General features: G+C 34.7%; 16 protein-coding genes. 10 read left to right on the forward strand and 6 right to left on the reverse strand.

From position 1 onward, the window contains the following. Window positions 1-45: 45 nt before the first annotated feature. Entirely contained in the window at window positions 46-1,017 is a 972-nt protein-coding gene (trpS, locus tag Q0912_RS03495) for a tryptophan--tRNA ligase (protein ID WP_299112105.1), read from the reverse strand. A 122-nt stretch (window positions 1,018-1,139) separates the two neighbouring features. Here trpS and Q0912_RS03500 point away from each other — a divergent pair, with 122 nt between their 5' ends. After that, window positions 1,140-1,892 (forward strand): lysophospholipid acyltransferase family protein, encoded by a 753-nt coding sequence (locus Q0912_RS03500; protein ID WP_299112107.1) that lies wholly within the window; start codon window positions 1,140-1,142, stop codon window positions 1,890-1,892. 100 nt (window positions 1,893-1,992) lie between these two features. Here Q0912_RS03500 and Q0912_RS03505 read toward each other — a convergent pair whose 3' ends face one another. The 4 genes from Q0912_RS03505 to recA form a co-directional block, all read right to left on the reverse strand. Continuing rightward, a complete protein-coding gene (locus Q0912_RS03505; protein ID WP_299112110.1) occupies window positions 1,993-3,558 on the reverse strand; it encodes a hypothetical protein in 1,566 nt (521 codons plus the stop codon). Window positions 3,559-3,560: 2 nt separating this feature from the next. Then, the gene (locus Q0912_RS03510) at window positions 3,561-4,106 is read right to left on the reverse strand and encodes an RNA polymerase sigma factor (protein ID WP_299112112.1); all 546 of its coding nucleotides are present in this window, start codon (window positions 4,104-4,106) and stop codon (window positions 3,561-3,563) included. Between the two features lie 28 nt (window positions 4,107-4,134). Continuing rightward, complete coding sequence (locus Q0912_RS03515; protein WP_299112114.1) at window positions 4,135-4,581, reverse strand: hypothetical protein; 447 nt, start codon at window positions 4,579-4,581, stop codon at window positions 4,135-4,137. A gap of 106 nt (window positions 4,582-4,687) precedes the next feature. Then, window positions 4,688-5,689, reverse strand: coding sequence for a recombinase RecA (recA, locus tag Q0912_RS03520; RefSeq protein WP_299112632.1), 1,002 nt, complete (start codon window positions 5,687-5,689; stop codon window positions 4,688-4,690). Between the two features lie 415 nt (window positions 5,690-6,104). Here recA and Q0912_RS03525 point away from each other — a divergent pair, with 415 nt between their 5' ends. The 7 genes from Q0912_RS03525 to Q0912_RS03555 all read left to right on the forward strand — a co-directional run bounded on the left by Q0912_RS03525 (window position 6,105) and on the right by Q0912_RS03555 (window position 13,941). Then, window positions 6,105-7,169: a rhodanese-related sulfurtransferase gene (locus Q0912_RS03525; RefSeq protein ID WP_299112116.1), complete on the forward strand. Its 1,065-nt coding sequence runs from the start codon at window positions 6,105-6,107 to the stop codon at window positions 7,167-7,169. Between the two features lie 129 nt (window positions 7,170-7,298). Next, window positions 7,299-8,180 carry a radical SAM protein gene (locus tag Q0912_RS03530; protein ID WP_299112118.1) on the forward strand — a complete coding sequence of 294 codons (882 nt, stop codon included), beginning with the start codon at window positions 7,299-7,301 and terminating at the stop codon, window positions 8,178-8,180. Window positions 8,181-8,348: 168 nt separating this feature from the next. After that, the gene (ricT, locus tag Q0912_RS03535) at window positions 8,349-9,533 is read left to right on the forward strand and encodes a regulatory iron-sulfur-containing complex subunit RicT (RefSeq protein WP_299112120.1); all 1,185 of its coding nucleotides are present in this window, start codon (window positions 8,349-8,351) and stop codon (window positions 9,531-9,533) included. Continuing rightward, window positions 9,517-10,017, forward strand: coding sequence for a gliding motility lipoprotein GldH (locus Q0912_RS03540; protein ID WP_299112122.1), 501 nt, complete (start codon window positions 9,517-9,519; stop codon window positions 10,015-10,017). Before ricT ends, Q0912_RS03540 begins: the two co-directional genes overlap by 17 nt. An 8-nt stretch (window positions 10,018-10,025) precedes the next feature. Next, entirely contained in the window at window positions 10,026-12,380 is a 2,355-nt protein-coding gene (locus Q0912_RS03545) for a transglycosylase domain-containing protein (protein WP_299112124.1), read from the forward strand. Window positions 12,381-12,473: 93 nt separating this feature from the next. Then, window positions 12,474-13,175, forward strand: a complete 702-nt coding sequence (locus Q0912_RS03550; RefSeq protein ID WP_299112126.1) for a CoA transferase subunit A — start codon at window positions 12,474-12,476, stop codon at window positions 13,173-13,175. A gap of 112 nt (window positions 13,176-13,287) precedes the next feature. Next, window positions 13,288-13,941 carry a CoA transferase subunit B gene (locus Q0912_RS03555; RefSeq protein WP_299112129.1) on the forward strand — a complete coding sequence of 218 codons (654 nt, stop codon included), beginning with the start codon at window positions 13,288-13,290 and terminating at the stop codon, window positions 13,939-13,941. 364 nt (window positions 13,942-14,305) lie between these two features. Here Q0912_RS03555 and Q0912_RS03560 read toward each other — a convergent pair whose 3' ends face one another. After that, window positions 14,306-15,997, reverse strand: coding sequence for an ABC transporter ATP-binding protein (locus tag Q0912_RS03560; RefSeq protein ID WP_299112131.1), 1,692 nt, complete (start codon window positions 15,995-15,997; stop codon window positions 14,306-14,308). Window positions 15,998-16,226: 229 nt separating this feature from the next. Here Q0912_RS03560 and Q0912_RS03565 point away from each other — a divergent pair, with 229 nt between their 5' ends. Both Q0912_RS03565 and Q0912_RS03570 read left to right on the forward strand, forming a co-directional pair. Further along, entirely contained in the window at window positions 16,227-20,093 is a 3,867-nt protein-coding gene (locus tag Q0912_RS03565; RefSeq protein WP_299112134.1) for a M14 family zinc carboxypeptidase, read from the forward strand. 213 nt (window positions 20,094-20,306) lie between these two features. Beyond that, window positions 20,307-25,061: an immunoglobulin-like domain-containing protein gene (locus tag Q0912_RS03570; protein WP_299112136.1), complete on the forward strand. Its 4,755-nt coding sequence runs from the start codon at window positions 20,307-20,309 to the stop codon at window positions 25,059-25,061. Window positions 25,062-25,087 lie beyond the last annotated feature (26 nt).

Genomic DNA, 25,087 nt, shown 5'->3' on the forward strand with positions numbered 1-25,087 from the left:
AGTTTGAAGGTAGTAAATTAAATTAGCGTTTTGAAATATTACTTATCAATACCCAACCTTAGCGCGTACACGCTTCAATACATCATTTGCCACTAACTTAGCTTTAGCAGCACCTTTGGCTAATGCGGCATCAACTTCATTAAGGTTCTCCATATAATAATTATAACGACCTCTGGGCTCCGCAAAACGGTCTAAGATTAACTCGTATAAAGCTTGCTTTGCATGGCCATAACCGTAATTACCGCCTTCGTAATTGGCTTTCATCTCTGCCACTTGTGCATCATTGCCGAGTATGTTATAAAGCGCAAAACAATTACAGGTTGTCCAATCTTTGGGTTCTTCAAGAGGTGTGCTATCCGTTTGAATAGACATAATTTGCTTTCGCAATTTCTTTTCTGGTAAAAAGATATTAATAATATTTCCTTTACTCTTGCTCATCTTTGCACCATCGGTACCAGGAATTAACATAGTGTCTTCTTGTATATCTGCTTTTGGCAATACAAAGGTTTCGCCACCCATTTTAGCATGAAAACGCGATGCAACATCGCGTGTCATTTCTATATGTTGCTCCTGGTCTTTACCCACAGGAATAATTTCAGAATCATACAATAAAATATCGGCTGCCATAAGCATGGGATAAGTAAACAAACCACCATTAACGTCGTCTAATCGGTCAGCCTTATCCTTAAAGCTATGCGCTAATTCTAATCGTTTAAAAGGAAAGAAACAGTTTAAATACCAAGCTAGTTCAGTAACCTGAGGGATATCGCTCTGTCTGTAAAACACAGTTTTTTCAATATCTAAGCTAAATGCCAACCAGGTTGCAGCAGTTGAGTAGGTGTTATTACGTAAAGTGTCTGCGTCCTTAATTTGTGTTAACGAGTGGAGGTCTGCAATAAATAAATACGAATCATTAGCTTTATTTTTTGCTTTATCTATCGCTGGTAAAATCGCACCTAAAATATTACCTAAGTGTGGTGTTCCTGTACTTTGTATGCCTGTTAATATTCTTGCCATGCCAACTTCTCACAAAAGTGAGAATCTCATTAAATTAAACTTAATTCTAAAATCGAAAACAAAGATAAATTTTTGAAAGAACTATTAGAAGCTATTTGAATTAAATACTTAGTTTTGATGCCATGGCAATATTTAAATATCCTTTTTGGCTTTTATATCGCATTTGGTTCTATATTATGGTCGCCTTGCCAATCATCATTTTATTTCCCTTACTCTTAATCTCAATTTCAAGAGAACAGTGGTATCCTTTTTTCTTTAAGTTAGCGCGTTTTTGGGCGAAGTTTATTTTAGTAGGGATGGGTTTTAAATACAAAATTACAAGAGAAGAAATTTCTGAACCTAAAAAGAGCTATATGTTTGTGGCTAATCATACTTCAATGACCGATATTATGCTAATGTTAGCTTCGGTAAAAAATCCTTTTGTATTTGTTGGTAAAAAGGAATTGGCCAAAATTCCGTTATTTGGATTTTTCTATAAACGCACGTGCATTTTAGTGGACAGAAGTAGTGCAAAGAGCAGACAAGCTGTTTTTTTGAGAGCGCAAAGACGATTAAAACAAGGGCTTAGCATTTGTATTTTTCCAGAAGGAGGTGTGCCAGAAGAGCATGTTTTACTCGATGCATTTAAGGATGGGGCGTTTCGTTTAGCCATCAATCATCAAATTCCGGTTGTGCCTATTACATTTTACGATAATAAAAAACGATTCTCATATACTTTTTTTAGCGGAAGCCCAGGGAAAATGAGAGCTAAAATCCACAAGTTTTTTAAAACTGAAGGCTTAACCACTAAGGATACCAAAGTGCTTAATGAAAAGACAAGAGCGGTAATTTGGGATGCATTAAGTCGTTCTACAACATCAAAAAAGCTACCCTAACCACGAGTAGCTTTTTTACTATTATTGCATACACCATTGCTTTAATGTTGTCCTGTTCTAAGACAGAAAGATTTGCAATAACTTAACAATCAAATTTAACCTAAAACTTAAAACTTAATCCTGTATATACTCCAATAAAGAAAGGTCTAAAATCACCAGACGTATTATTGAATGTGTTTATTTGATACTTGAACTGCGGTTCAAGATTGATATTCCATTGTTTAGATAACTTATAATCTAACCCCAATCCAAAATTGGCACTAAAACTTGTTGAATTGATATTACTAGCTTCACCTATCAAGGTTGAAGTTCCGTCAATATCCACATATATTTCATTCTGGTTTAAGAAAAATGTACTAAAACCACCAATAACATTAAGACCAAATTTTTTATCAACTAAGCGATATTCTAATTCTAAAGGCACTTCAATAAAACCAAAACGTTGGTCTAAATTACCTGCAATTTTAGTATTAAATACCTCTGGGGAAGAACTCCTGTTAAAAACGTTTACGCTCATTATAGTTATATTCCCTAATCCATTTCTGGGATTAATGTTTCCTATTTGAACTTCATCACCTCTCGAAGCAAACTCACCACCTGTAAAAGTATATACATCTGAGGTAGTTTGGCTTAAATTAACCCGATTGATACCAGCACGGACCTTTAGTTTATCAGAAACAGCATAGGTTCCAGAAATACCATAACTCATATTTATATCGCTACTTTTAGAGTTTTGGTTAAACTGCCTGTCTATGGAAGATCCCTGACCTAAAGAACTAAAATAAACAGGCGCAACATTAGGGGCAATGCTCCACCTGCTCTGCTCATCTTCTTTTTCTTTTTCATTAATGTTTTCTTGAGTTGCAACGGCATCTTTTATAGATTGCTTTTTAGGATCTTCTAATGCTGCGGTAACATCTTTTTCGTTATCATCATTAACAGTGTTAATATCTGTATTGTCTATATTTGAGTTATCTGTTTCTTTAGTAGTATTATCAGTAACTGCAGTTTTGTTACTTTCAATAGTCTCTTTTATTACTGATTTTATTTCGTCTTTGTTACTGAGCTCAGTTTTGGTATTGCGTTTTTGGGCTTTTGTGTTTTCAGCTACTTTAGTATTATTGTTCTCCCTGATAATTAAAGACTTGCGGTTTTGAGGTTGTGTTGTTTTTTCTTTTTCTTCAGAGTTATTAGCGACAGAGTTATTAGAATTTGGGTTATTAGGAATAGTTAGCTTTAGAGAAGCATTATTTTGTTGATTATTATTGCTGCCATTGTTTTTTGAATTTTGAATAGACTCCTCGCTTTTATCAGATTCTACGAGTTCAATTTCTTCAAATTCACTACTATCGTTAAGTTGGTTTTGCTTGTCATTAGAAGGAGTATCAATTTTGCTATTGTTTGTAGCATCTTCAGTGTCAACAATTACAGGTTTTTCTGTAGAATTATTAGTGTCAGAATTAAATACGGAAACACCAACAGTTAGCAATAAAGCAATTACAGCAGCCACTCCCCCAATTTGCCACCAAAGTGCAATAACTCTACGCTTTTTCTTTTTCTTAGGCAGGCTTTCACTTATACGATTCCAAACCGCATCATTTGGCACAGCTTCAAAATCTTTAAACTTTTCCTGAAAAAGCCTATCTATGTTCTTTTTCTCGTTCATTATTATAATGATTGCGAATTTTTATTCGCTCTGTAATCTTCTATTTTATTTTTTAAAATCAATCGCGCTCTAGCGAGATTAGATTTTGAGGTTCCGGTTGAAATATTAATCAATTCACTTATTTCTACATGCGAATAACCATCTAACACATACAAATTGAATACCAATCGATATCTGTCTGGCAATTCTTGAACAATGCTTAGCAAAAAATCAATACTTATATCTTTATCATTTATATCTACCGAGACATCTTCTATGTTCCCTTCGTTTACGATATCGTAAACACCAACATCTTCTCTGTAGCGTTGCAATGCTGTATTAATTGCTATCCGTTTTAACCAACCTTCAAAAGAACCTTTACTATTATACTGACCTATTTTGCTAAAAATAGTTATAAATGCATCGTGCAGATTATCCTCTGCCTCAGCATAGTTTCTAGAATACTTAAGACAAAGCGAAAATAATTTACTTGCATATTGCTTGTATAATTGGCTTTGGGCTTCAGCATCTTGTTTAACACAATTTTTTATGAGTCTTTCTAAACTCACATTGTTGTTGGAATTAATTAATAATCACTTAATGTTTTGGGTCAACGATCTGTCTGCCAAATGTCACTGGCACTTCAACAATATGATATTGGTCTACACCATCATCGTTTCCGCCTTGATAAAACTTAAACACATATGTATTGGTGCTTGTTACTGTAAAATCAAAACCTACACTAACCAATGCAGGTTCGCCAGGGCAAGTAGATTCACCAGTGTTATAAACGGTATTAACTACAGCTATGGTTCTTTCTTGGTCATTAACGTCGTATGCAAAGCTATTAAACTCATAGCAATCGTTAGGTTGTGTATAGTTTACATTTATGGTATAGGTTTCTCCGTGTATAAATTCTTGAGGAACTTCTACACTCTCAATAGGCATAAATTGAAAAGAGAAATCTGGCCCAGATCCTTCATCAACTGAACATGATGTAAGCATTATGAATAATACAGTAAGGCCTAAAACACACTTTTTCATTATAATTCACATAATTAATTCTATACTACAGATGCAGAAAGTATAAAATGGTTGCGTCAAAAAATAAAAAATCCTGATTTTTTTCAGGATTTTTTATTTTGCTTTGTTAATTATCATTAATTAATGCCCTCACTTTTTCTTCCAATTCATCCATTAAATCAGGATTGTCTTTGATTAGAGTTTTTACGGCATCACGCCCCTGACCAAGTTTTGTATCGCCATAGCTAAACCAAGAGCCACTCTTCTTTATAATATCGTGTTCTACAGCTAAATCTAAGACCTCACCAACTTTACTGACCCCTTCACCATACATAATATCAAATTCAGCTAATTTAAATGGAGGTGCAACCTTGTTCTTAACTACCTTAACTCGGGTTTTATTACCCATTACATTACCATCTGTACTTTTAATTTGTGTAGAACGACGGATATCTAAACGTACGGAAGCATAAAATTTTAAGGCATTACCGCCAGTTGTTGTTTCTGGATTGCCAAACATTACACCAATTTTTTCACGCAATTGATTAATAAAAATTACGGTACAATGAGTTTTACTAATAGAAGCCGTTAGCTTTCTTAAAGCCTGTGACATTAATCGTGCATGCAAGCCCATTTTAGAATCGCCCATTTCACCTTCAATTTCACTTTTTGGAGTCAAAGCCGCTACAGAATCAATAACAACAATATCAATTGCCCCAGAGCGTATTAGATTATCGGTAATTTCTAAAGCTTGTTCGCCATTATCTGGCTGAGAGATAATTAAATTATCAATATCAACACCTAAATTTTCAGCATAAAAACGATCAAAGGCATGTTCTGCATCAATAAAGGCAGCAATCCCACCAGCTTTTTGTGCTTCTGCAATTGCATGAAGTGTTAAAGTTGTTTTACCTGACGATTCTGGTCCATATATTTCTATAACACGGCCTCTAGGGTAACCGCCAACACCTAAAGCGATATCTAAACCTAAAGAACCAGACGAAATGGCATCTACATCTTCAATAGCCTGATCGCTCATTTTCATTACAGTTCCTTTACCATAAGCTTTATCTAACTTATCTAACGTTAATTTTAACGCTTTTAATTTTGCATCTTTTTCACTACTCATTTCTTCTGTTTTCTTAATTAAATGGACACCAAAAATACCACTTATTTTATTTTTTTCAATTTTATGACGCAACCATTTTACACTTTTTACATCTATTAAATGAAAAAGGAAAAAATTGCTATGAAAAAGGCTTGATTGGATTAAATCTTTTTTTAAGATTACCTTTCAAGTTAGCGTACAAAGATTAAAAGTATTTGCTGTTGTTTATAAACAACAGCAAATACATCTTAGTTAAATAACCTTTTTTAATAAGTTTTAAGTTAGTTGGTTGGTGAGAAAAGCACTTTGAAATTTTTCAAAGTGCTTTTCTTATGGTTATCCACCAAAATAAATACCTTTGCAACTAAAATATACTCCAAGTTGGTTTAAACAAAAGAGTACTAAATAATCTTTAACCTTAAAAAATTAGTATAGCATGCAACTGTACAATAACTTAAGTGCTAAGGAAAGAGTTGAGCTTATCGAAAAAGCGGGTAAAGACCGTTTGACTATCTCTTTCTATAAGTACGCCAAAATTGGTAATACCGAAATTTTCAGAAACCATATGTATTTGGCTTGGGATAAGCTAGATGTCTTAGGGAGAATATATATAGCCCACGAAGGTATAAATGCGCAATTATCTATACCGGCAGAGAATTTTAAAACGTTTAAAAATCATCTTGACACCATTACGTTTTTAGAAAATGTAAGATTAAATATTGCCATTGAACATGATAATTTTGCGTTTTTAAAACTAAAAGTAAAAGTGCGCCACAAAATTGTTGCAGATGGTCTTAATGACGACACTTTTGATGTTACTAACAAAGGAATACATGTTAACGCTGAAAAATTTAACCAACTCATTGAGGACCCGGATACAGTTTTGGTCGATATGCGTAATCATTACGAAAGTGAAATAGGTCATTTTAAAAATGCTATTACACCAGATGTGGATACCTTTAGAGAATCTTTAGACTTAATCGAAGAAGATTTAAGAGCGCATAAAGAAGATAAAAAGCTGGTAATGTATTGTACAGGAGGTATACGTTGCGAAAAAGCAAGTGCTTACTATAAACATAAAGGGTTTAAGAATGTGTATCAGTTAGAAGGTGGTATAATAAATTACACCAGACAGGTTGATGCAGAAGGTTTAGAAAATAAGTTTATTGGAAAAAACTTTGTTTTTGATCAAAGACGATCAGAACGCATAAGTGATGATGTTATAGCTAATTGCCATCAATGTGGGCAACCCGCCGATTTACATACTAATTGTGTTAATGAGGCGTGTCATTTGTTGTTCATTCAGTGCGAAGAGTGTAAAGAAAAAATGGAGAACTGTTGTTCTACACAGTGCCAAGAAATCATTAAATTGCCTTACGAAGAACAAAAATCCTTAAGAAAAGGACAGGGTAATAGCAATGATATATTTAAAAAAGGAAGAGCAGACCATTTACCTTATAAAAAAGACTTGAGAAATATTTTTGAGAGCATAAAGAAATAGAACAGTATGAATGTTTATAAGCTTTTAAAGCTCAATAGGAAAATAAAAAGCCACAGGGTTAAATTCTTAGCACTATATGTACTTCATAAGCTTAATAAACGCTATTTAGCAGTCAATCTGGATCCCGTAATGGCATGTAATCTACGTTGTAAAATGTGCTATTTTACAGATTCAGATTACGTAAAAACACTAAAAGGACAATTTAAAGATCAAGAACTCGACCTTGTTGCTAAAGCCATTTTTAATAGGGCTTTAAAGTTACAAATAGGATGTGGTACCGAGCCAACACTATATAAAGATTTGCCAAAGATAGTGAGGCTTGGTAAGCAGTATAATGTGCCTTACATATCTTTAACTACAAATGCTAACTTGCTTACCGAAGAAAAAATAGAAGAATTACTTATTGCTGGTCTTAATGAGTTTACGATATCGCTTCACGGTGTGACAAAGGAGAGTTACGAAAGCTTTATGAAAAAAGCAAGCTACGAAAAGTTTCAAAACGCATTTGCAGCATTTAAAACCCTAAAGGTTAAATACGATTTTAAAGTTAGAATCAACTACACCTTCAATAAAGATAATTTTTATGAGCTTGAGGACTTTTTTAAGTATTTTGATGCTTCAGGTTTTGATATACTTCAATTGAGGCCAATTCAAAAAATCGGAAACACGGAATACAACGATTTTGACATTTCTTCTTTAGAAAAGGACTACACAACTATGATATCTAAAATTAGAGCCAATTGCTCCGAAAATAATATTATACTAATGGCTCCAAATAAATTAGAAAAACTTAAAGATGAAAACACGTCGAGTTTTATATTCGATTATACGTTTTGTTATATATCTCCGAATAAATTCTGGAAAGAAGGTTTTAATTGGAGAACAGAAACGTTTAATGCGTATTCTAAAAAAATCGGTTGGAGTAAATTATTGTTTTCTAATGTGTTTAAATCAAAATCGCATTTAAGAACCCTTTCAAATAAACTCAATTACGAGATAGAGCTTAACTAGCGTATTTTTATTCTGTATTCTTTTCTCTGTTTAATTTATCGTTTTTAGTGATGAGTTTAAACAAAAGCACTTTATTCAACTAAAGAAATAATAGTATCTTTACTCATTATTAAATTATGAATCCTTTATCTAGACTTTGTAATCTAGATTAAATATATATAACTTTTTATGGCTTGTAACAGTTGCACAACTGGTAAAGACGGTCAACCAAAAGGATGTAAAAACAATGGGACTTGTGGTACAGATAGCTGCAATAAACTTACTGTTTTTGACTGGCTGGCTAACATGTCACTTCCCAATGGACAAGACCCTTTCATAGGTGTTGAGGTACGTTTTAAAAACGGCAGGAAACTGTACTATAGAAATACTGAGAATTTAACATTGAGCATAGGCGATATTGTGGCTACCCAAGCAAAATCAGGCCACGATATAGGCATGGTAACCTTAACTGGCGAATTGGTACGCGTACAAATGAAACGCAAAAAGGTTGATATCAATGATGAAGAAAGTGTCTTAAAGATATATCGCAAAGCTTCACAACGCGATATAGATATCTGGTCCAAGTCGCGAGACAAAGAAGAACCTATGAAGGTTAAAGCACGTCAGTTTGCTATTGATCTTAATCTTAAGATGAAGATTTCAGATATAGAATATCAAGGAGATGGAAGTAAAGCTACATTTTATTATACTGCAGAAGAGCGTGTAGATTTTAGAGAACTCATAAAAGTTTTTGCACGAGAGTTTAAAACCCGAATCGAAATGCGTCAAGTAGGGTTTAGACAAGAAGCAGCAAGGCTTGGCGGTATAGGCTCTTGCGGAAGAGAACTATGTTGTTCTACATGGTTAACAGACTTTAGATCTGTAAGTACATCTGCAGCTAGATACCAACAATTATCTTTAAATCCGTTAAAATTGGCTGGCCAATGCGGAAAACTTAAATGCTGCTTAAACTACGAATTGGATGCCTATTTAGATGCTTTAAAAGCGTTTCCAAAAAATGACACTAAACTTTATACCGAAAAAGGCACTGCAGTATGCCAAAAGACAGATATTTTTAAAGGCTTAATGTGGTATGCTTATGAAGGCGAATGGATGAATTGGCATATTATTACTACAGATCAAGCCAATGAAATTATTGCAAAAAATAAGAAAAAAGAAAAAGTTGTAAGCCTTGAAGAGTATGCTGCTGAGCACATAGAAGACACTAAAACAGAGTTTGAAAACGTTGTAGGACAAGACAGTTTAACACGTTTCGATAATCCAAAATCCAAAAAGAAACGTAAAAATAATAAGAACAGAAATAAAAAACGCAATCGAAACCGTAATCAAAAACAGAATGCAAAGAAAAACTAATGGCATATTATATATAGTTGCCTTATGTTCTTTGATTTTGGGTTGCGATTCAAAAGCGGTTTTTGATGTCTACAAATCCCTACCTAATCAATGGCATAAGGATTCTGTAGCAAGTTTCAACTTTAAGGCGCCAGATACTACCAACAACTATAACTTATACGTTAACTTAAGAAACACAAACGATTATAAATTTAGCAACCTATACCTCATCGTAGAACTAAATTATCCCAACGGAAAAATAATTAAGGATACATTAGAGTATAAAATGGCGGCACCAAACGGAGAGCTTCTCGGGGAAGGATTTACAGATGTAAAGGAAAATAAGCTATGGTATAGAGGCTATAAGACACCATTTAAGTTTAGCGAAAATGGGGATTATAGAGTTAACATTCAACATGCCATGCGTAATAATGGTGAAGTTAATGGTGTAAAGGATTTAGAAGGTATAACAGACATAGGCTTTAGAGTAGAACAAACGCAATAATTAATATTATGGCAAAAAAGAAGACAACCAAATCTAAAACTGAAGCAGTAGATTTTTCAAAATACATAAGATGGTTTTGGATGCTTTTTGCTGGAGGTATTCTTGCAATTGTGTTACTGTTTCTTTTTGCTTCTTGGGGGCTTTTAGGTGAGATGCCAGACCATACAAAACTAGAAAATCCTGAAACTAATTTAGCGACAGAAATTATTTCATCTGATGGTAAAACCTTAGGGAAATTTTATTTTAACGATAACAGAACACCCGTAGGCTATGAAGATTTACCAAAAAACTTAGTAGAAGCTTTAATTGCTACAGAGGATGTTAGATTTTATAATCATTCGGGTATTGATGGTAGAGGTACTTTGAGAGCTATTTTTAAAGCAGGGCAAGGAGGTGGAGCAAGTACTATATCTCAACAGTTAGCAAAACAGCTTTTTACAGATCAAGTCTCACAAAATAAGATAGAAAGAGCTTTACAAAAAGTCAGAGAATGGATTATAGCTATTAGGTTAGAACGTCAATACACTAAAGAAGAAATTATAGCGCAATATTTCAATATTTATGATTTTGGAAATAATGGCGATGGTATCCGTTCTGCATCAAGAATTTACTTTGGTAAAGAACCAAAGGATTTAGACATGAAAGAATCGGCGATGTTAGTAGGCATGTTTAAAAACTCTTCACTTTATAACCCAAGAAGAAATCCTGTCGGTGTAAAGAACAGACGTAATGTGGTTTTGGCTCAAATGTACAAATACGAATACATTACGGAAGAAGTAAAAGATTCATTACAAGCTACAGAGCTCGACTTAAACTACACACCAGAGTCGCATCGCGAAGGTATAGCTACTTATTTTAGAGAGTATTTGAGAGGCTTTATGAAAGATTGGGCTAATGATAAGAACAATCGAAAACCAGATGGTAGTAAGTATGATTTATATAGTGATGGTCTAAAAGTTTTTACAACTATTGATTCTCGCATGCAAAAATATGCTGAAGACGCCATTGCATTACATATGCCAAGATTACAAGCTGAGTTTGACCATCAAAACACACCAGACAGAAATCCAACAGCACCATTTTTAGAACTAGATAAATCTGAAATCAACAAACTATTGAAAGATGGTATGCGTAGAGGAGAACGTTGGAGAATACTAAAAAATCAAGGGAAATCGGATAAAGAAATTGAGGCTTCATTTCATAAACCAGTAGAAATGACTGTCTTTAAATGGATAGACGGTAAAGCAGATGAAGTGGATACGATTATGAAGCCTATTGACTCTATGCGTTATTACAAATCGTTTCTAAAACCAGGAATGATGTCTATGGACCCATTAACGGGTCATGTTAAGGCATGGGTTGGTGGTATGAACTATAAACATTTTCAGTATGATATGGTAAAGCAAGGAAAGCGTCAGGTAGGCTCTACGTTTAAGCCTTTTGTTTATGCTACTGCCATTGATCAACTACAAGTATCCCCTTGCGATTCATTTCCAAGGACTCCAATAACGATTGAGGCTAATAAATTTGGAAATCCAGAGTCATGGACTACTAAAAATTCAGATGGTAATTATTCTGGAAAACAAACCTTAAAAGATGCTTTAGCAAGTTCTACCAATACAATTACAGCGCGTCTAATGAATGAAATAGGGCCACAACCTGTTGTGGAAATGGCAAAGAAATTAGGTGTTGAGCAAGATATTTTACCTGTACCAGCCATTGCACTTGGTACTGCAGATATTAGCGTTTACGAGATGGTAGCAGCCTACTCAACGTTTGTAAATAAAGGTGTTTACAATAAACCAGTAATGGTTACACGTATTGAAGACAAAAATGGCACAGTATTGTACCAGGTCGCTCCAGAAAGTAAAGATGTACTGAGTGAAGAAGTAGCATATGTTACAGTTAATCTTATGGAAGGTGTTACAAATGCAGGTTCTGGTAGAAGGTTAAGACACAAAGGTTTTGAAAAATGGAGACCAGAGTATAAAGAAATCATTACAGGTTACCCATACGAGCTTAAAAATCCTATTGCAGGTAAAACAGGGACTACGCAAAACCAAAGTGATGGTTGGTTTATGGGTATGGTGCCAAATTTAGTTACTGGTGTTTGGGTTGGTGCAGAAGATAGAGCGGCACATTTTAGAACTATTACCTATGGACAAGGAGCTGCAATGGCACTACCTATTTGGGGCTTATATATGAAAGCTTGTTATGCAGATGATACCTTAGATGTATCCACAGGTAATTTTGAAGAACCTTCAGAATTAGATATTAATGTAGATTGTAAGGTACATGACGAGGGAGATCTTGGTACAGATTCGGATGCAGATGACAGCCAAGATGTTGATGTAGATTTCTAAATTCACCCTTAGATTCTTTCAAAATTTTAGGCAAATTTTTGTATGAAGTTTGCTGAGTCTTTCGTATTTTTCAGAAGCTAAATTTCTCAATTGATGATTAATAAAAAAGTAGCAAATGTTACAGAAGCATTGCAAGGGGTAAGTGATAACATGACCTTTATGTTTGGGGGTTTTGGACTTTCAGGTATTCCTGAAAATGCTATCGCAGAACTTGTAAAACTCAATATAAAAGGATTGACTTGTATTTCTAATAATGCAGGCGTAGATGATTTTGGCTTAGGCTTATTGCTACAACAGAAGCAAATTAAAAAAATGATTTCGTCTTATGTTGGCGAAAATGATGAATTTGAACGTCAAATGCTATCTGGCGAACTTGATGTAGAGCTTATACCACAAGGAACATTAGCAGAACGTGCCAGAGCAGCACAAGCAGGTTTTCCGGCATTTTATACACCAGCGGGCTATGGAACAGAAGTAGCTGAAGGTAAAGAAACCAGGGAGTTTGATGGTAAAATGTATGTCTTAGAACATGCTTTTAAGGCCGATTACGGATTTATTAAAGCCTGGAAAGGTGATGCAGCTGGCAACCTAATATTTAAGGGCACAGCACGAAATTTTAATCCCAATATGTGTGGTGCGGCAACAATAACTGTTGCTGAGGTAGAAGAATTAGTGCCAGTGGGTGAGTTAGACCCAAACCAAATTCATATCCCTGGGATTTTTGTACAGCGCATATTTAAAGGTGCACATTTTGAAAAACGTATTGAGCAACGAACAGTTAGACAGAAGAGTTAAAAGTTTTGAGTACTTAAAGTGTATAAAGCTTAAGTACCCTAAACCCAGATACTGATTTTTTATGTGCCTAACTCCAAGTACTTAAGGCACTCAATAACTTATAACTAAAAAAATGTTAGATAAAAACGGAATAGCAAAGCGTATAGCAAGAGAAGTAAAAGACGGTTACTATGTTAATTTAGGTATTGGCATCCCAACATTGGTGGCAAATTTTGTTAGAGATGATATTGAAGTAGAATTTCAGAGTGAAAATGGAGTTTTAGGTATGGGACCATTTCCATTTGAAGGTGAAGAAGATGCAGACATTATTAATGCAGGAAAACAAACTATAACAACATTACCTGGAGCGAGCTTCTTTGATTCTGCGACAAGCTTTTCAATGATTAGAGGGCAACATGTTGATTTAACAATACTTGGAGCTATGGAAGTATCCGAAAATGGTGATATAGCTAACTGGAAAATTCCAGGTAAAATGGTAAAAGGTATGGGAGGAGCTATGGATTTGGTGGCTAGCGCTGAGAATATTATTGTAGCTATGATGCATACTAACAGAGCTGGTGCTTCTAAACTATTAAAGACCTGTTCGTTACCTTTAACTGGAGTTAACTGTGTGAAAAAAATAGTAACTAATATGGCGGTTATAGAAGTAACTGATAAGGGTTTTAAATTATTAGAACGTGCGCCAGGAGTTTCAGTAGACGATATTAAAAAAGCAACTGAAGGAGACTTAATTATAGAAGGGGATATACCAGAAATGGATATATAAGAAATATTAGAGATTAACTAATGCTGTAACTTTTTAGTTATAGCATTTTTTGTAAGTAAAATCTTGAGCAAAGCGTTTATTTGTTAAAAAAACATGTATTTTATCGATTTTTATAGTCTTTAAGCTGATTAATTCAAAATAAGTTACATATTAGCTGTCCCAAATTTAAATTTAGTAGACCAACATTTACCTTAAACTTAATTTACGATTTGCCCCAAATCTACCGTAAATTTTATCACTTATGAAAACGACCAAATCAAATCTACCAGAACCTACTTTGAACGAAAATGTTATGTTTTCAAACTTAAAAAACACCATGAGAGTAATTTCAGGTGTTTTAAAGTTAACCAAAAAGATATTCATGCTATAACCCTTTGGGAATGGCATGAATTAATTTTTTGGTGTAATCTTTCTTAGGCGATTTATAAATTGTATCAGCATCACCTAATTCTTCAATTTTTCCTTGATTCATTACTAGTAATTGATCAGCCATATATTTTACAACAGCCAAATCGTGCGAAATAAAAATATAAGTAAAGCCAAATAGTGCTTTGAGGTCATTTAAAAGGTTAAGTACTTGAGCTTGAACAGAAATATCTAAAGCTGATACAGATTCGTCACAGACAATTAATTGAGGCTCTAAAGCAATAGTCCTGGCAATACCAATGCGTTGGCGTTGACCACCAGAAAACTCATGAGGATATCTGTTAAAAGCAGAGGCTTCCAACCCTACTTTATCTAAGAGTGCTATTACTTTCTCTTTTCTTTCATTGTAAGAATTACCAATGCTATGCACTTTCATAGGTTCTATGATAGCGTTACCAACAGTTAGCCTGGGATTTAGAGAAGCAAAAGGATCTTGAAATATAATTTGAATGTCTTTTCGCAATCGACGTAACTCATTTTTTCTTAAGCCTGTAATATCTTTTCCCTTATATTTTATAATTCCTGAAGTAGCCTTATCAAGCTGAAGAATGGCATTGCCTAAAGTAGATTTTCCACAACCAGATTCGCCAACTAAACCTAAGGTTTCTCTAGGGTAAACCTTAAAACTTACACCATCTACAGCCTTAAAAGGAATGTCCTTAGAAAAAAAACCTTTATTAGATATGTAAGTTTTCTCAACATCAATGACTTCTAATAACGGAGGCTGAGCATATATGTTTTCATGGTTTTTCTTTCGGTCTTTAGCAGTGATAATTTTTGTATTAACCTCACCCGACATAAAATCTGAAATAGTGGGCAATTTTTTTAGTCTATATTCGGTTGATGGCCTAGCACCAATTAGTGCTTTTGTATAGTTGTGTCTTGGGGCATTAAATATGAGTTGTGTTTTACCTTGCTCTACAATTTCCCCTTTATACATCACTAAGACTTTATCTGCCAACTCAGCAACCAGAGACAAATCATGAGATATAAATAGAATACTCATTTTTGTTTCTTTTTGAATGGTTTTTAATAACTCTAAAATTTCCTTTTGTACGGTAACGTCTAAAGCCGTTGTTGGCTCGTCTGCAATGAGTAGTTTAGGTTTGCAAGCTATTGCCATGGCAATCACAACACGCTGCTTTTGCCCTCCAGAGATTTCGTGCGGATAGGATTTAAAGATTCTCTTTGGATTGGGAAGCTTTACCCTTTCGAAAAGATCTAAAATTTCAGATTTTATTTCTGAAGCAGATAACGTAGAATGTTGTTTTAAAATTTCTTCAACCTGTTTTCCACAGCGCATAGAAGGGTTTAAAGAACTCATTGGTTCTTGAAAAATCATTGCTATGTCATTACCTCTAATTTTTTGAAAGCTTTTATGAGAAGAAGTAGCTAATTCTTCATCATCAAATACAATAGAGCCTGAAGTAATTTTTGAAATGCGTTTGGGTAACAAACCCATTAAAGCAAGAGATGTAATAGATTTCCCAGAACCAGACTCACCTATTACAGCCAATATTTCATTAGGTCTTACTTTAAATGATATAGACTTAATGATTTTATTTTCTGTTTTTCCATCAAAAAAGGAAATAGACAGTTTGTCAACTTTAAGCAAGTCTTTGTTATGCATAGGTAAAAATAACTAAAATTGGAGAGTAAAAAGAAACATAAATCATTGATTTTAGTTAACATTTAGTCAAATACTAAGAAAACTTAAATTACTGATAATCAATTTTTTGTGATTTTATGAAAAACTAAAAATGTGCATTTCATCGAATTTTTACGCATTTTATCTGTGTTTTGAAATATTTTACAATATATTAGCGGACTAACAAAAATTCATTTAAAGCCCCAAGCAAATGAAAAAAATTACTTTAACCTTAACCGCTACCCTATTATTTCTGTTTAGCATTAATGCTCAGAATACAGAAAAATTAAAAGCTGAAAATTACATTGAAACCAAAGGAGAATTAACCTTTACCTTTCAAGTTAGTAATAGTAACAGCTTAAAAAACTTTGGAAAAAACTTATCAATAGTACATTATGACCCAAGCACCAATACAGTAAAAGCCTGGGCAAATGAAGCTCAATTTAGAAAATTTGAAGCTTTAAATATTCCTTATCAAGTTCCAGAAAATGAAAATGAAGTTGATGAAGCAGTTATATACGATGTTATGCCTTTGGCTGGTCGTGGTATGATGTCAACGCTGACTTTTCCGTTAGGAAGCTATCCGACTTATGCAGAATATGCACAGCAAATGCAAGATTTTGAAGACGATTATCCTGGTTTAGTGCAAATGTCTAGTATTGGTTATACAGTACAGGGAGCGGCTGATCCTATCAATGATGGCAAAGAGATTTTGTTTGTAAAAATTTCTGACAACGTATCTGTTGATGAAGCAGAACCTAAATTAATGTTTACCTCATCAATGCATGGTAATGAGATTGCTGGTTATCCAATGATGCTAACACTGATAGATTATATATTAACGGTGTATAGTGATCCAGGTCATGCAGATCATGCAAGAGTAAAAAACTTAGTGGAAAATGCCGAGATATGGATTAACCCTAATGCGAACCCAGATGGGACTTACCATAATAGTGCTTCTAATACCTCTGTTGTTAATTCAAGAAGAGGTAATGCTAATAACATTGATTTAAATAGAAATTATCCAGATAACGTTGCAGGAGACCATCCAGATGGGGAAGTCTATCAGACAGAAACCATTGCATTTATGAATTTTGCTGATCAGCATAATTTTGTGATTGCTGCAAACTTTCATGGTGGTATTGAACTTGTAAATTATCCTTTTGATAATGCCTATGCATCGTCACAATATACACATGCTGATGGCGACTGGTATGAGCATGTTTCTGTTGAGTATGCTACACACTGTCAGGCAGATGCAATTGCAGGTAATACATCTTCTCCGACATATAACAACAAATCAAGTTACATGATTGTTGATCAGGATAGTCATATTTATCCAAGTCCAGGAGTTACTCACGGGGCAGAATGGTATCGTGTATATGGTGGAAGACAAGATTATATGAATTTTTATCACCAATGTAGAGAGGTTACAATAGAATTATCAGACCAAAAGATACTACCAGAGAGTTCTCTTATAGATTATTGGTATTATAATAGAGATGCATTATTAGATTACCTAACTCAAGGGACTTACGGTTTTAGAGGTATAGTAAAAGATGCAGTAACAACAAATCCTATAGAGGGAGCGACGATTACCGTAGTTGGGCATGATGCTTATGGCTCTGAAGTTTCTTCAGATACTCATGGGGATTTTTATAGACCTATCAAAGGAGGGGTTTATAACTTATTGGTAGAAGCTCCATGCTATCAATCAGTAACTTTAAGTGGTCAATCCATAACAGATGGTAACATGGTTGATTTATCAGATGTATTATTAACACCATTAACGCCACCTGTACCTAATAGTTTAAATGCCTCTGCAATAACAACCAATTCGGCGACTTTAAGTTGGACATCTACAGGTGCCACTTTCGATTTAAGATATAGAGAATCAGGTACTACAACATGGACAGATGTTTTAGGACTTACATCAAATACATATGATATTACAGGGCTTACAACAGATACGGATTATGAATATGAAGTGAGGTCACTTTGTAATTCTAATACATCTTCTTATTCGAGCACATATAACTTTTCTACAACATCTATATCTTATTGCGCAAATTTAGGAGGTGATGTTTCAGATGAATATATTGGTAGAGTACAGCTTAATGATATTGATAACTCATCAGGAGCTCAAAGTTACTCTGATTTCACAAACATTTCTACTATCTTAAGATCAGGGGTTCAATATACAATTACAATTACACCAGAATGGACTGGCTCAGCATTTTCTGAGGGATATAGAGTATGGATTGATTATGATAGAGATGGAAACTTCTCAACAGCAGAACGTATTGTGTCAACTCAACCAGCTACAGGTACATCACCAGTAAGCGTTAACTTTACAGTACCAGGTACAGTAACTACAGGAGATACAAGAATGCGAGTTGTAATGCAGTATAATACCTTACCAGCATCAGCTTGTGACAGTAATGGTTATGATTATGGTGAAGTTGAGGATTATACGATTAGTTTATTTAATGGTTTAGTCTATAGCGGTGGTACATGGACCCCAAATGCTCCTAGTGCATCCACAACTTCTGAAGATGTTTATATCGTAGACGGAACATATAATGTGAGTTCGGATATAAGTATCAATAGTTTATTGATTGATAATGGCGCTAGAGTAAATGTTAATAAGAGTATGTCCGTAACTGTAGCAAATGATGTTACTAATAATGGGATATTAAATATGAGGTCAGATTCTAATGAGTACTCTAGTTTAATAGTAGATGGACAAGTGACAGGACCAGTTAGGTACAGACGTACCGTAAATTCTAACGCTAATGGAAATGATCTAATTGCACCACCAGTTAATGGTCAAATATTCACAGACTTTTTATCTGATAATAGTAATGTTTTTGCAAATTCAGATCAGACGCTTTTCTTATTTGGACCTTTTGAAAAACCAACAAATGATTACGCACTTTATGCTAATACCGAAAGCTCAACATTATCTTCGGGTAAAGGCTATAGAGCTGCATCGACAAATGGAGGGGTGTTTATCTTTACAGGTGATGCTATAACATCTAATGTCAATGTTCCTATTGAAAAGACAGGAACTAATAGTGCAAAATGGAATTTAATAGGTAATCCCTATCCGTCTTACATGAATTTATCAGATTTTTTAACTATGAATTTATCACAGTTAGATCCATTGAGTGTTGCAATATATGGTTATGATGCTGATGCTACAGATGGAAATTATTGGACCATTTGGAATTTAGCATACTCTGATGCTAATCCTAATACTTTGATTAGTCCAGGACAAGGATTCTTTGTATCATCAAAAGATGGTGGGTCTACCATAGCATTTACACCTTCTATGAGAGCATCTGGATCCTCTGATGATTTTATCGCAGGTAGAAATGCCTCATCTAATAGTATTGAGCATTCAATAATTAGATTAACTTCAAATACTCAAACATTTAATACAGAATTGTATTTTACTAATAATGCATCTTTAGGTTTAGATATTGGTTATGATGCGGAGCATTTTGAGGGAGCACCTACTGATTTTTCAATCTATTCAGAATTACCACAAGGTAATCAAGATTTAGATATAGCTATACAATCGATTAGTTTTAATGACATAAGCAACAACCCAATAATTCCGTTAGGCGTTAATATTGCCCATGGAGAACAAGGTGTTATTAGTTTAGAAGACACCAATACTAGTGAAGATATTTACTTAGAAGACGTAGTTACCAATACATTTACACTTTTAAATTCGTCTGATTATACGTTTACCGCAGATACTGATTTGTCGGGCACAGGCAGATTTTACCTGAGATTTGGTCAAAGTGTATTGTCAATTGAAGATTCTGAACTAGATAAGCTACAAGTTTATAATAATGACGAATTACAACAAATTGTAGTAAGAGGCTTATTGAGAGATGATACAAAACTTACATTATATGATATCCAAGGCAGAAAAATTCTAAGTAAAGAATTAATAACAAACAGCACGGTTAATACTGTAAATACTTACGGGTTTACTAGTGGGGTTTATATGATTCAGCTTGCTAATGAAAAAAATACAATCACTAAAAAGTTGATTATAAGATAAATAGAATATATATATGATTAATGTAAAGCCCAGAAAATTTCTGGGCTTTTTTATTTTTTAAACCGTAAGTAAAAGTATTCTTACTTTCAATTACGGTTTTTCCGCACATTTTTAGTTTTGAGGATTAATATTTAATCGTATAAAAGTTTTGTGCAAAAAAAATAACTAATTTCAAATAGGAAAGCTATTAATTAATCTAAAACCTCAACATTTATGAAAGTTAAATTATTGTTGGTCATCGCAATGATGACATCGGCCATGATATGGTCACAAAACAAAACATTTTGGCAAAAACAAACTTCTAATGCCAACTCAGTTGTAAAAGAAAATCACCAATCTTTAAAGACGTTTCAAACCTTTAGTTTGAACACACAAGCACTTAAACAGGCGCTTAACGGAGTTGCACAACGCAATCAATTTTCTGTAGTGTCAAACACTATTTTATCGTTTCCTAATTCTCAAGGTAAGTTAGAGCGTTTTTCAATTAAAGAAGCCTCTGTAATGCATCCTGATTTACAGGAACGGTTCCCTGAAATTAGATCTTATGTGGGTCAAGGTATTGATGATGCGTCGTCAGTTTTAAGATTTAGTCTATCTCCAGAAGGTTTTAGTGGAATGATTCTTTCTTCAAACGGTAAGAGTACATTCATTGAACCCGTTACACAGGGAACCAATACTTATATAGTTTTTAATAGAGAAAATCGTATTAACGTTAATGATGACTTTGAGTGCTCAGTATTTGCAAATGTTAGACAAACCGTCGATTCTCATTCTAATACAGCACTAAGAAACGCTGACGACTCTATTCTAAGAACGTATCGCTTAGCAGTATCAGCTACAGGTGAGTATACTCAGTTCCATGGAGGCACAAAAGCACAAGCCTTAGCAGCCATTAATACTACGATGACTAGAGTCAATGGTATTTTTGAAGTTGATTTTAATGTAACGATGATACTAATAGCTAATACAGATGATGTTATATATACCAGTACATCTTCTGATCCATACGGAAACACCACAGGTGGTTATAATACACAATTGCAGAATACCCTAACTTCTGTAATTGGTGAAGCTAATTACGATATAGGACACTTGTTTGCCAATCTTCAAAATAATGGTAATGCAGGTTGTATAGGTTGTGTTTGTGTAAATGGTCAGAAGGGTAGTGGCTGGACTTCTGCTACTAATCCTGTAGGAGACTTTTTTGATGTAGATTATGTAGCTCACGAAATGGGGCATCAATTTGGCGCCAATCATACATGGACACATGGTGGTAATGAAGGCACTAATGTGCAGGTAGAGCCAGGAAGTGGAACTACTATAATGAGTTATGCTGGGATTACAGGTTCTACTGATGTAGAACAGAACGTTACTCCTAATTTCCACGGTGTTTCGATAGAGCAGGTAACGGACTATATTAAGACTACTAGTTGTCAAACCAATACAAATACGGGTAATGCTGTTCCAGTGGTAGACGCAGGTTCAAATTATACAATACCAAGAGGTACGGCTTTTGTGCTGGAAGGTTCGGCTACAGATGCGGATGCCAGCGATGTATTGACTTATGTATGGGAACAAATAGATGAAAATAATGCATCATCAACCTTTCCAAGTACTACAGCAACTTCTGGGGTAGCTTTTAGATCTTATGAGCCAACAACAAACCCTAACCGTTTTCTTCCTAGAATCGAAACTATTAAGGCTGGTGCTACATCATGGCAATGGGAAGCGGTTCCAAATGTAGCAAGAACATTAAACTTTAGACTAACAGTAAGAGATAATGTTGCTGGTGGTGGTACAAATAATAGTGATGATATGTCTATTACTGTCAATGGTGCAGCTGGTCCTTTTGTAGTGAACTCGCCTAATACTAATGTAACATGGAATGCAGGTACAACTCAGAATGTAAGCTGGGATGTGGCTGGTACAACAGGTAATGGTGTTAATGCCGCAAATGTTGATATTTTACTATCTACAGATGGTGGTGATACGTATCCGATTACCATTGCATCTGCTGTTACCAATGATGGTTCTCATGATATAGTTGTGCCAAATAATCAAGGTAACCAGAATAGAATTATGGTAAGAGGGTCTAACAATATCTTCTTTGATATTTCTAATGCTAACTTTACAATTGGAGCTCCAGTTGTATGTAACGCAACTGTTCCCACAGGACTTGCAGCATCAAACCTTGCAGCAACATCTGCAACATTGAGCTGGGATGCTGTCCCAGGAGCAACTTACGATTTAAGATATAGACAAACAGGGACTTCAACCTGGACAACAACTGCTGTTACTGGTATTTCTTCTAATTTAACGGGCTTAACGGCATTAACAGAGTATGAAGCTCAAGTAAGGAGTAAGTGCTCAGGCGGATCTAACTCAGCATATAGCAGTTTAGTAAATTTCACTACTACAGAAGTGCAAATAAATTATTGTACATCTAGTGGAAATGTAACCTATCAAACCGGAGTATCTCGAGTAATTTTTGGCTCTATTGATAATAGTGATGGTCCTGCTAAAGATGTAGGCTATGAAGATTTCACTAATTTAAGTACAACAGTTACTCAATCATCATCAGAAGACCTTACCGTTTATGTAAATACAGATGGGAATTACCGAGTAGATGCTATAGTTTGGATAGATTGGAATCGAAATGGATCTTTTAATGATAGTAGGGAAACGTATGACTTAGGTGATATAAGTAATGTAGCTAATGGTGCATTACCTACTTTATCTGTTTCTGTTCCTGCGAATGCACAAGTAGGTAGTACTAGAATGAGAGTATCTGCTAAGTATAACTCAAATCCAACATCATGTGAAACAAATTTTGATGGTGAAGTAGAAGATTACACTGTAATTGTACAAGCCAATGGGCCAGATACAGAAGCACCTGTTATTACATTAAATGGTGCCTCACCAATAGATCTAGAACTGGGGGATACGTATACCGAACTTGGTGCAACAGCAATAGATAATGTAGATGGCGATATAACCGGAAATATTGTTGTGGGTGGTGATACAGTTGATACAAATATTGTAGGTTCTTATGTAGTAACATACAACGTTAGTGATGTTGCTGGTAATGCTGCCGTTGAAGTTACAAGAACCGTAAATGTTAATGCAGATTCTACCCCTCCAGTTATTACCTTAATTGGTGCAGCAACTATAAACTTGAATGTAGGTGGCACGTACAATGAACTCGGGGCTACTGCAACAGATAATTTAGATGGGGATATTAGTTCAAATATTGTAATTACCGGAACGGTAAACACAGCAATTTCAGGAACATATTTTGTTAACTACAATGTAAGCGATAGTTCAGGTAATGCAGCTGCTCAAGTTACAAGGACAGTTAACGTAAATGCTGATACAACACCTCCAGTAATTACATTGATTGGAGCATCAACAATCGATCTTTTAATAGGTGACACCTATACAGAACAAGGAGCTACAGCAACGGATAATATTGATGGTGATATTACTGCTAATATTGTCATTGCAGGAACAGTTAATACAAACACTGCTGGTGTTTACCAAGTGACTTATAATGTTAGTGACAGTGCTGGTAATACTGCTCCTCAAGTTGTACGCACAATTAATGTGATTGAGCCTACTGCATGTGAAACAGTTATTTCTAGTTTTCCATATGCGCAAGGGTTTGAATTTACTACAGGTGCTTGGATTCAGTCAAGTGATGACGATTTAGATTGGGAGGTTGATGATGGCGGAACACCGTCTAACAATACTGGACCATCTGGTGCTATTCAGGGGGATAACTATATCTTTGTTGAAGCGTCAGTAAATGGTCAAGGATATCCAGATAAGCGTGCCATTATTACTTCACCTTGTTTTGATTTAAGTGGTTTGACCAATCCAGAATTTAGCTTCCAATACCATATGTTTGGTGCAACAGACATGGGTTCTATTGATCTTGAAATCTCGGATGACGATGGAATTACCTGGACGAGCATTTGGAACCAGACGGGAAATCAAGGTGACCAATGGTTATCGGTTAATGTTGATTTATCGGCTTATACTGGGAGTATTGTTCAAGTAAGATTTAATCGTTTTGTTGGAAGCACATGGCAAGCAGATATTGCAATAGATGATGTACAATTAGCTGAGCAAGTTGCGCCAACCTGTAATGACGGAATCCAGAATGGTGATGAAACCGGTGTAGATTGTGGAGGCTCTTCTTGTGCGCCATGTAGTACATCTAATGTTACTCTTAATGAAGGTTATTTTGAAACCGGATGGGACAGTTGGATTGATGGTGGAAATGATTGTGCAAGAGTAAATTCAGCCAATTCCTATGAAGGTAACTTTTCTATTAGAATAAGAGATAATTCTGGGGTAGCTTCATCTATGTCTTTAAATAATATAGATGTCACACCTTACTCATCAATAGAGGTAGATTTTTACTTCTACGTATTTAGTATGGAAAACGGTGAAGATTTTTGGTTACGTTTCTTTGATGGCTCTGCTTGGAATACGGTTCAAACCTGGACAAGAGGTACTGATATAGAAAACAATACATTCTATAATGCTACTGTGACAATTACACCAGCACAGTATAATTTCGCTGTAAATTCGGGCTTTAGATTTCAGAATGATGCATCAGGAAATCAAGATCAAATTTTTATTGATCAAGTGACTATAACCGGAATTTCAGGTACTTCCAAAGGCAAAGGAGATAATTTAGAAGCTGTTGGTTACGTTGAGTCTCCTGAAGTTTCTGAATTAGATATTAAACTCTATCCTAATCCTGTTAAAGGCAGTGTATTGAATGTTGAAATTCCTAACTTAAAACTATTTAACTATAGAATAGTTAATATTCAAGGAAGAACAGTTTTAAAGGGTACTTCTGATGGAAAAATCAATGTTTCTAAGCTCGATGGGGGTATGTACTTTATAGAAGTGAACGATGGGGATGAAATAATTACAAAGAAGTTTATTAAGAACTAAGTTAGTAATAGTGACTTAATTATTAT

The sequence above is a fragment of the uncultured Winogradskyella sp. genome, assembly GCF_947498345.1.
GTDB lineage: Bacteria > Bacteroidota > Bacteroidia > Flavobacteriales > Flavobacteriaceae > Winogradskyella.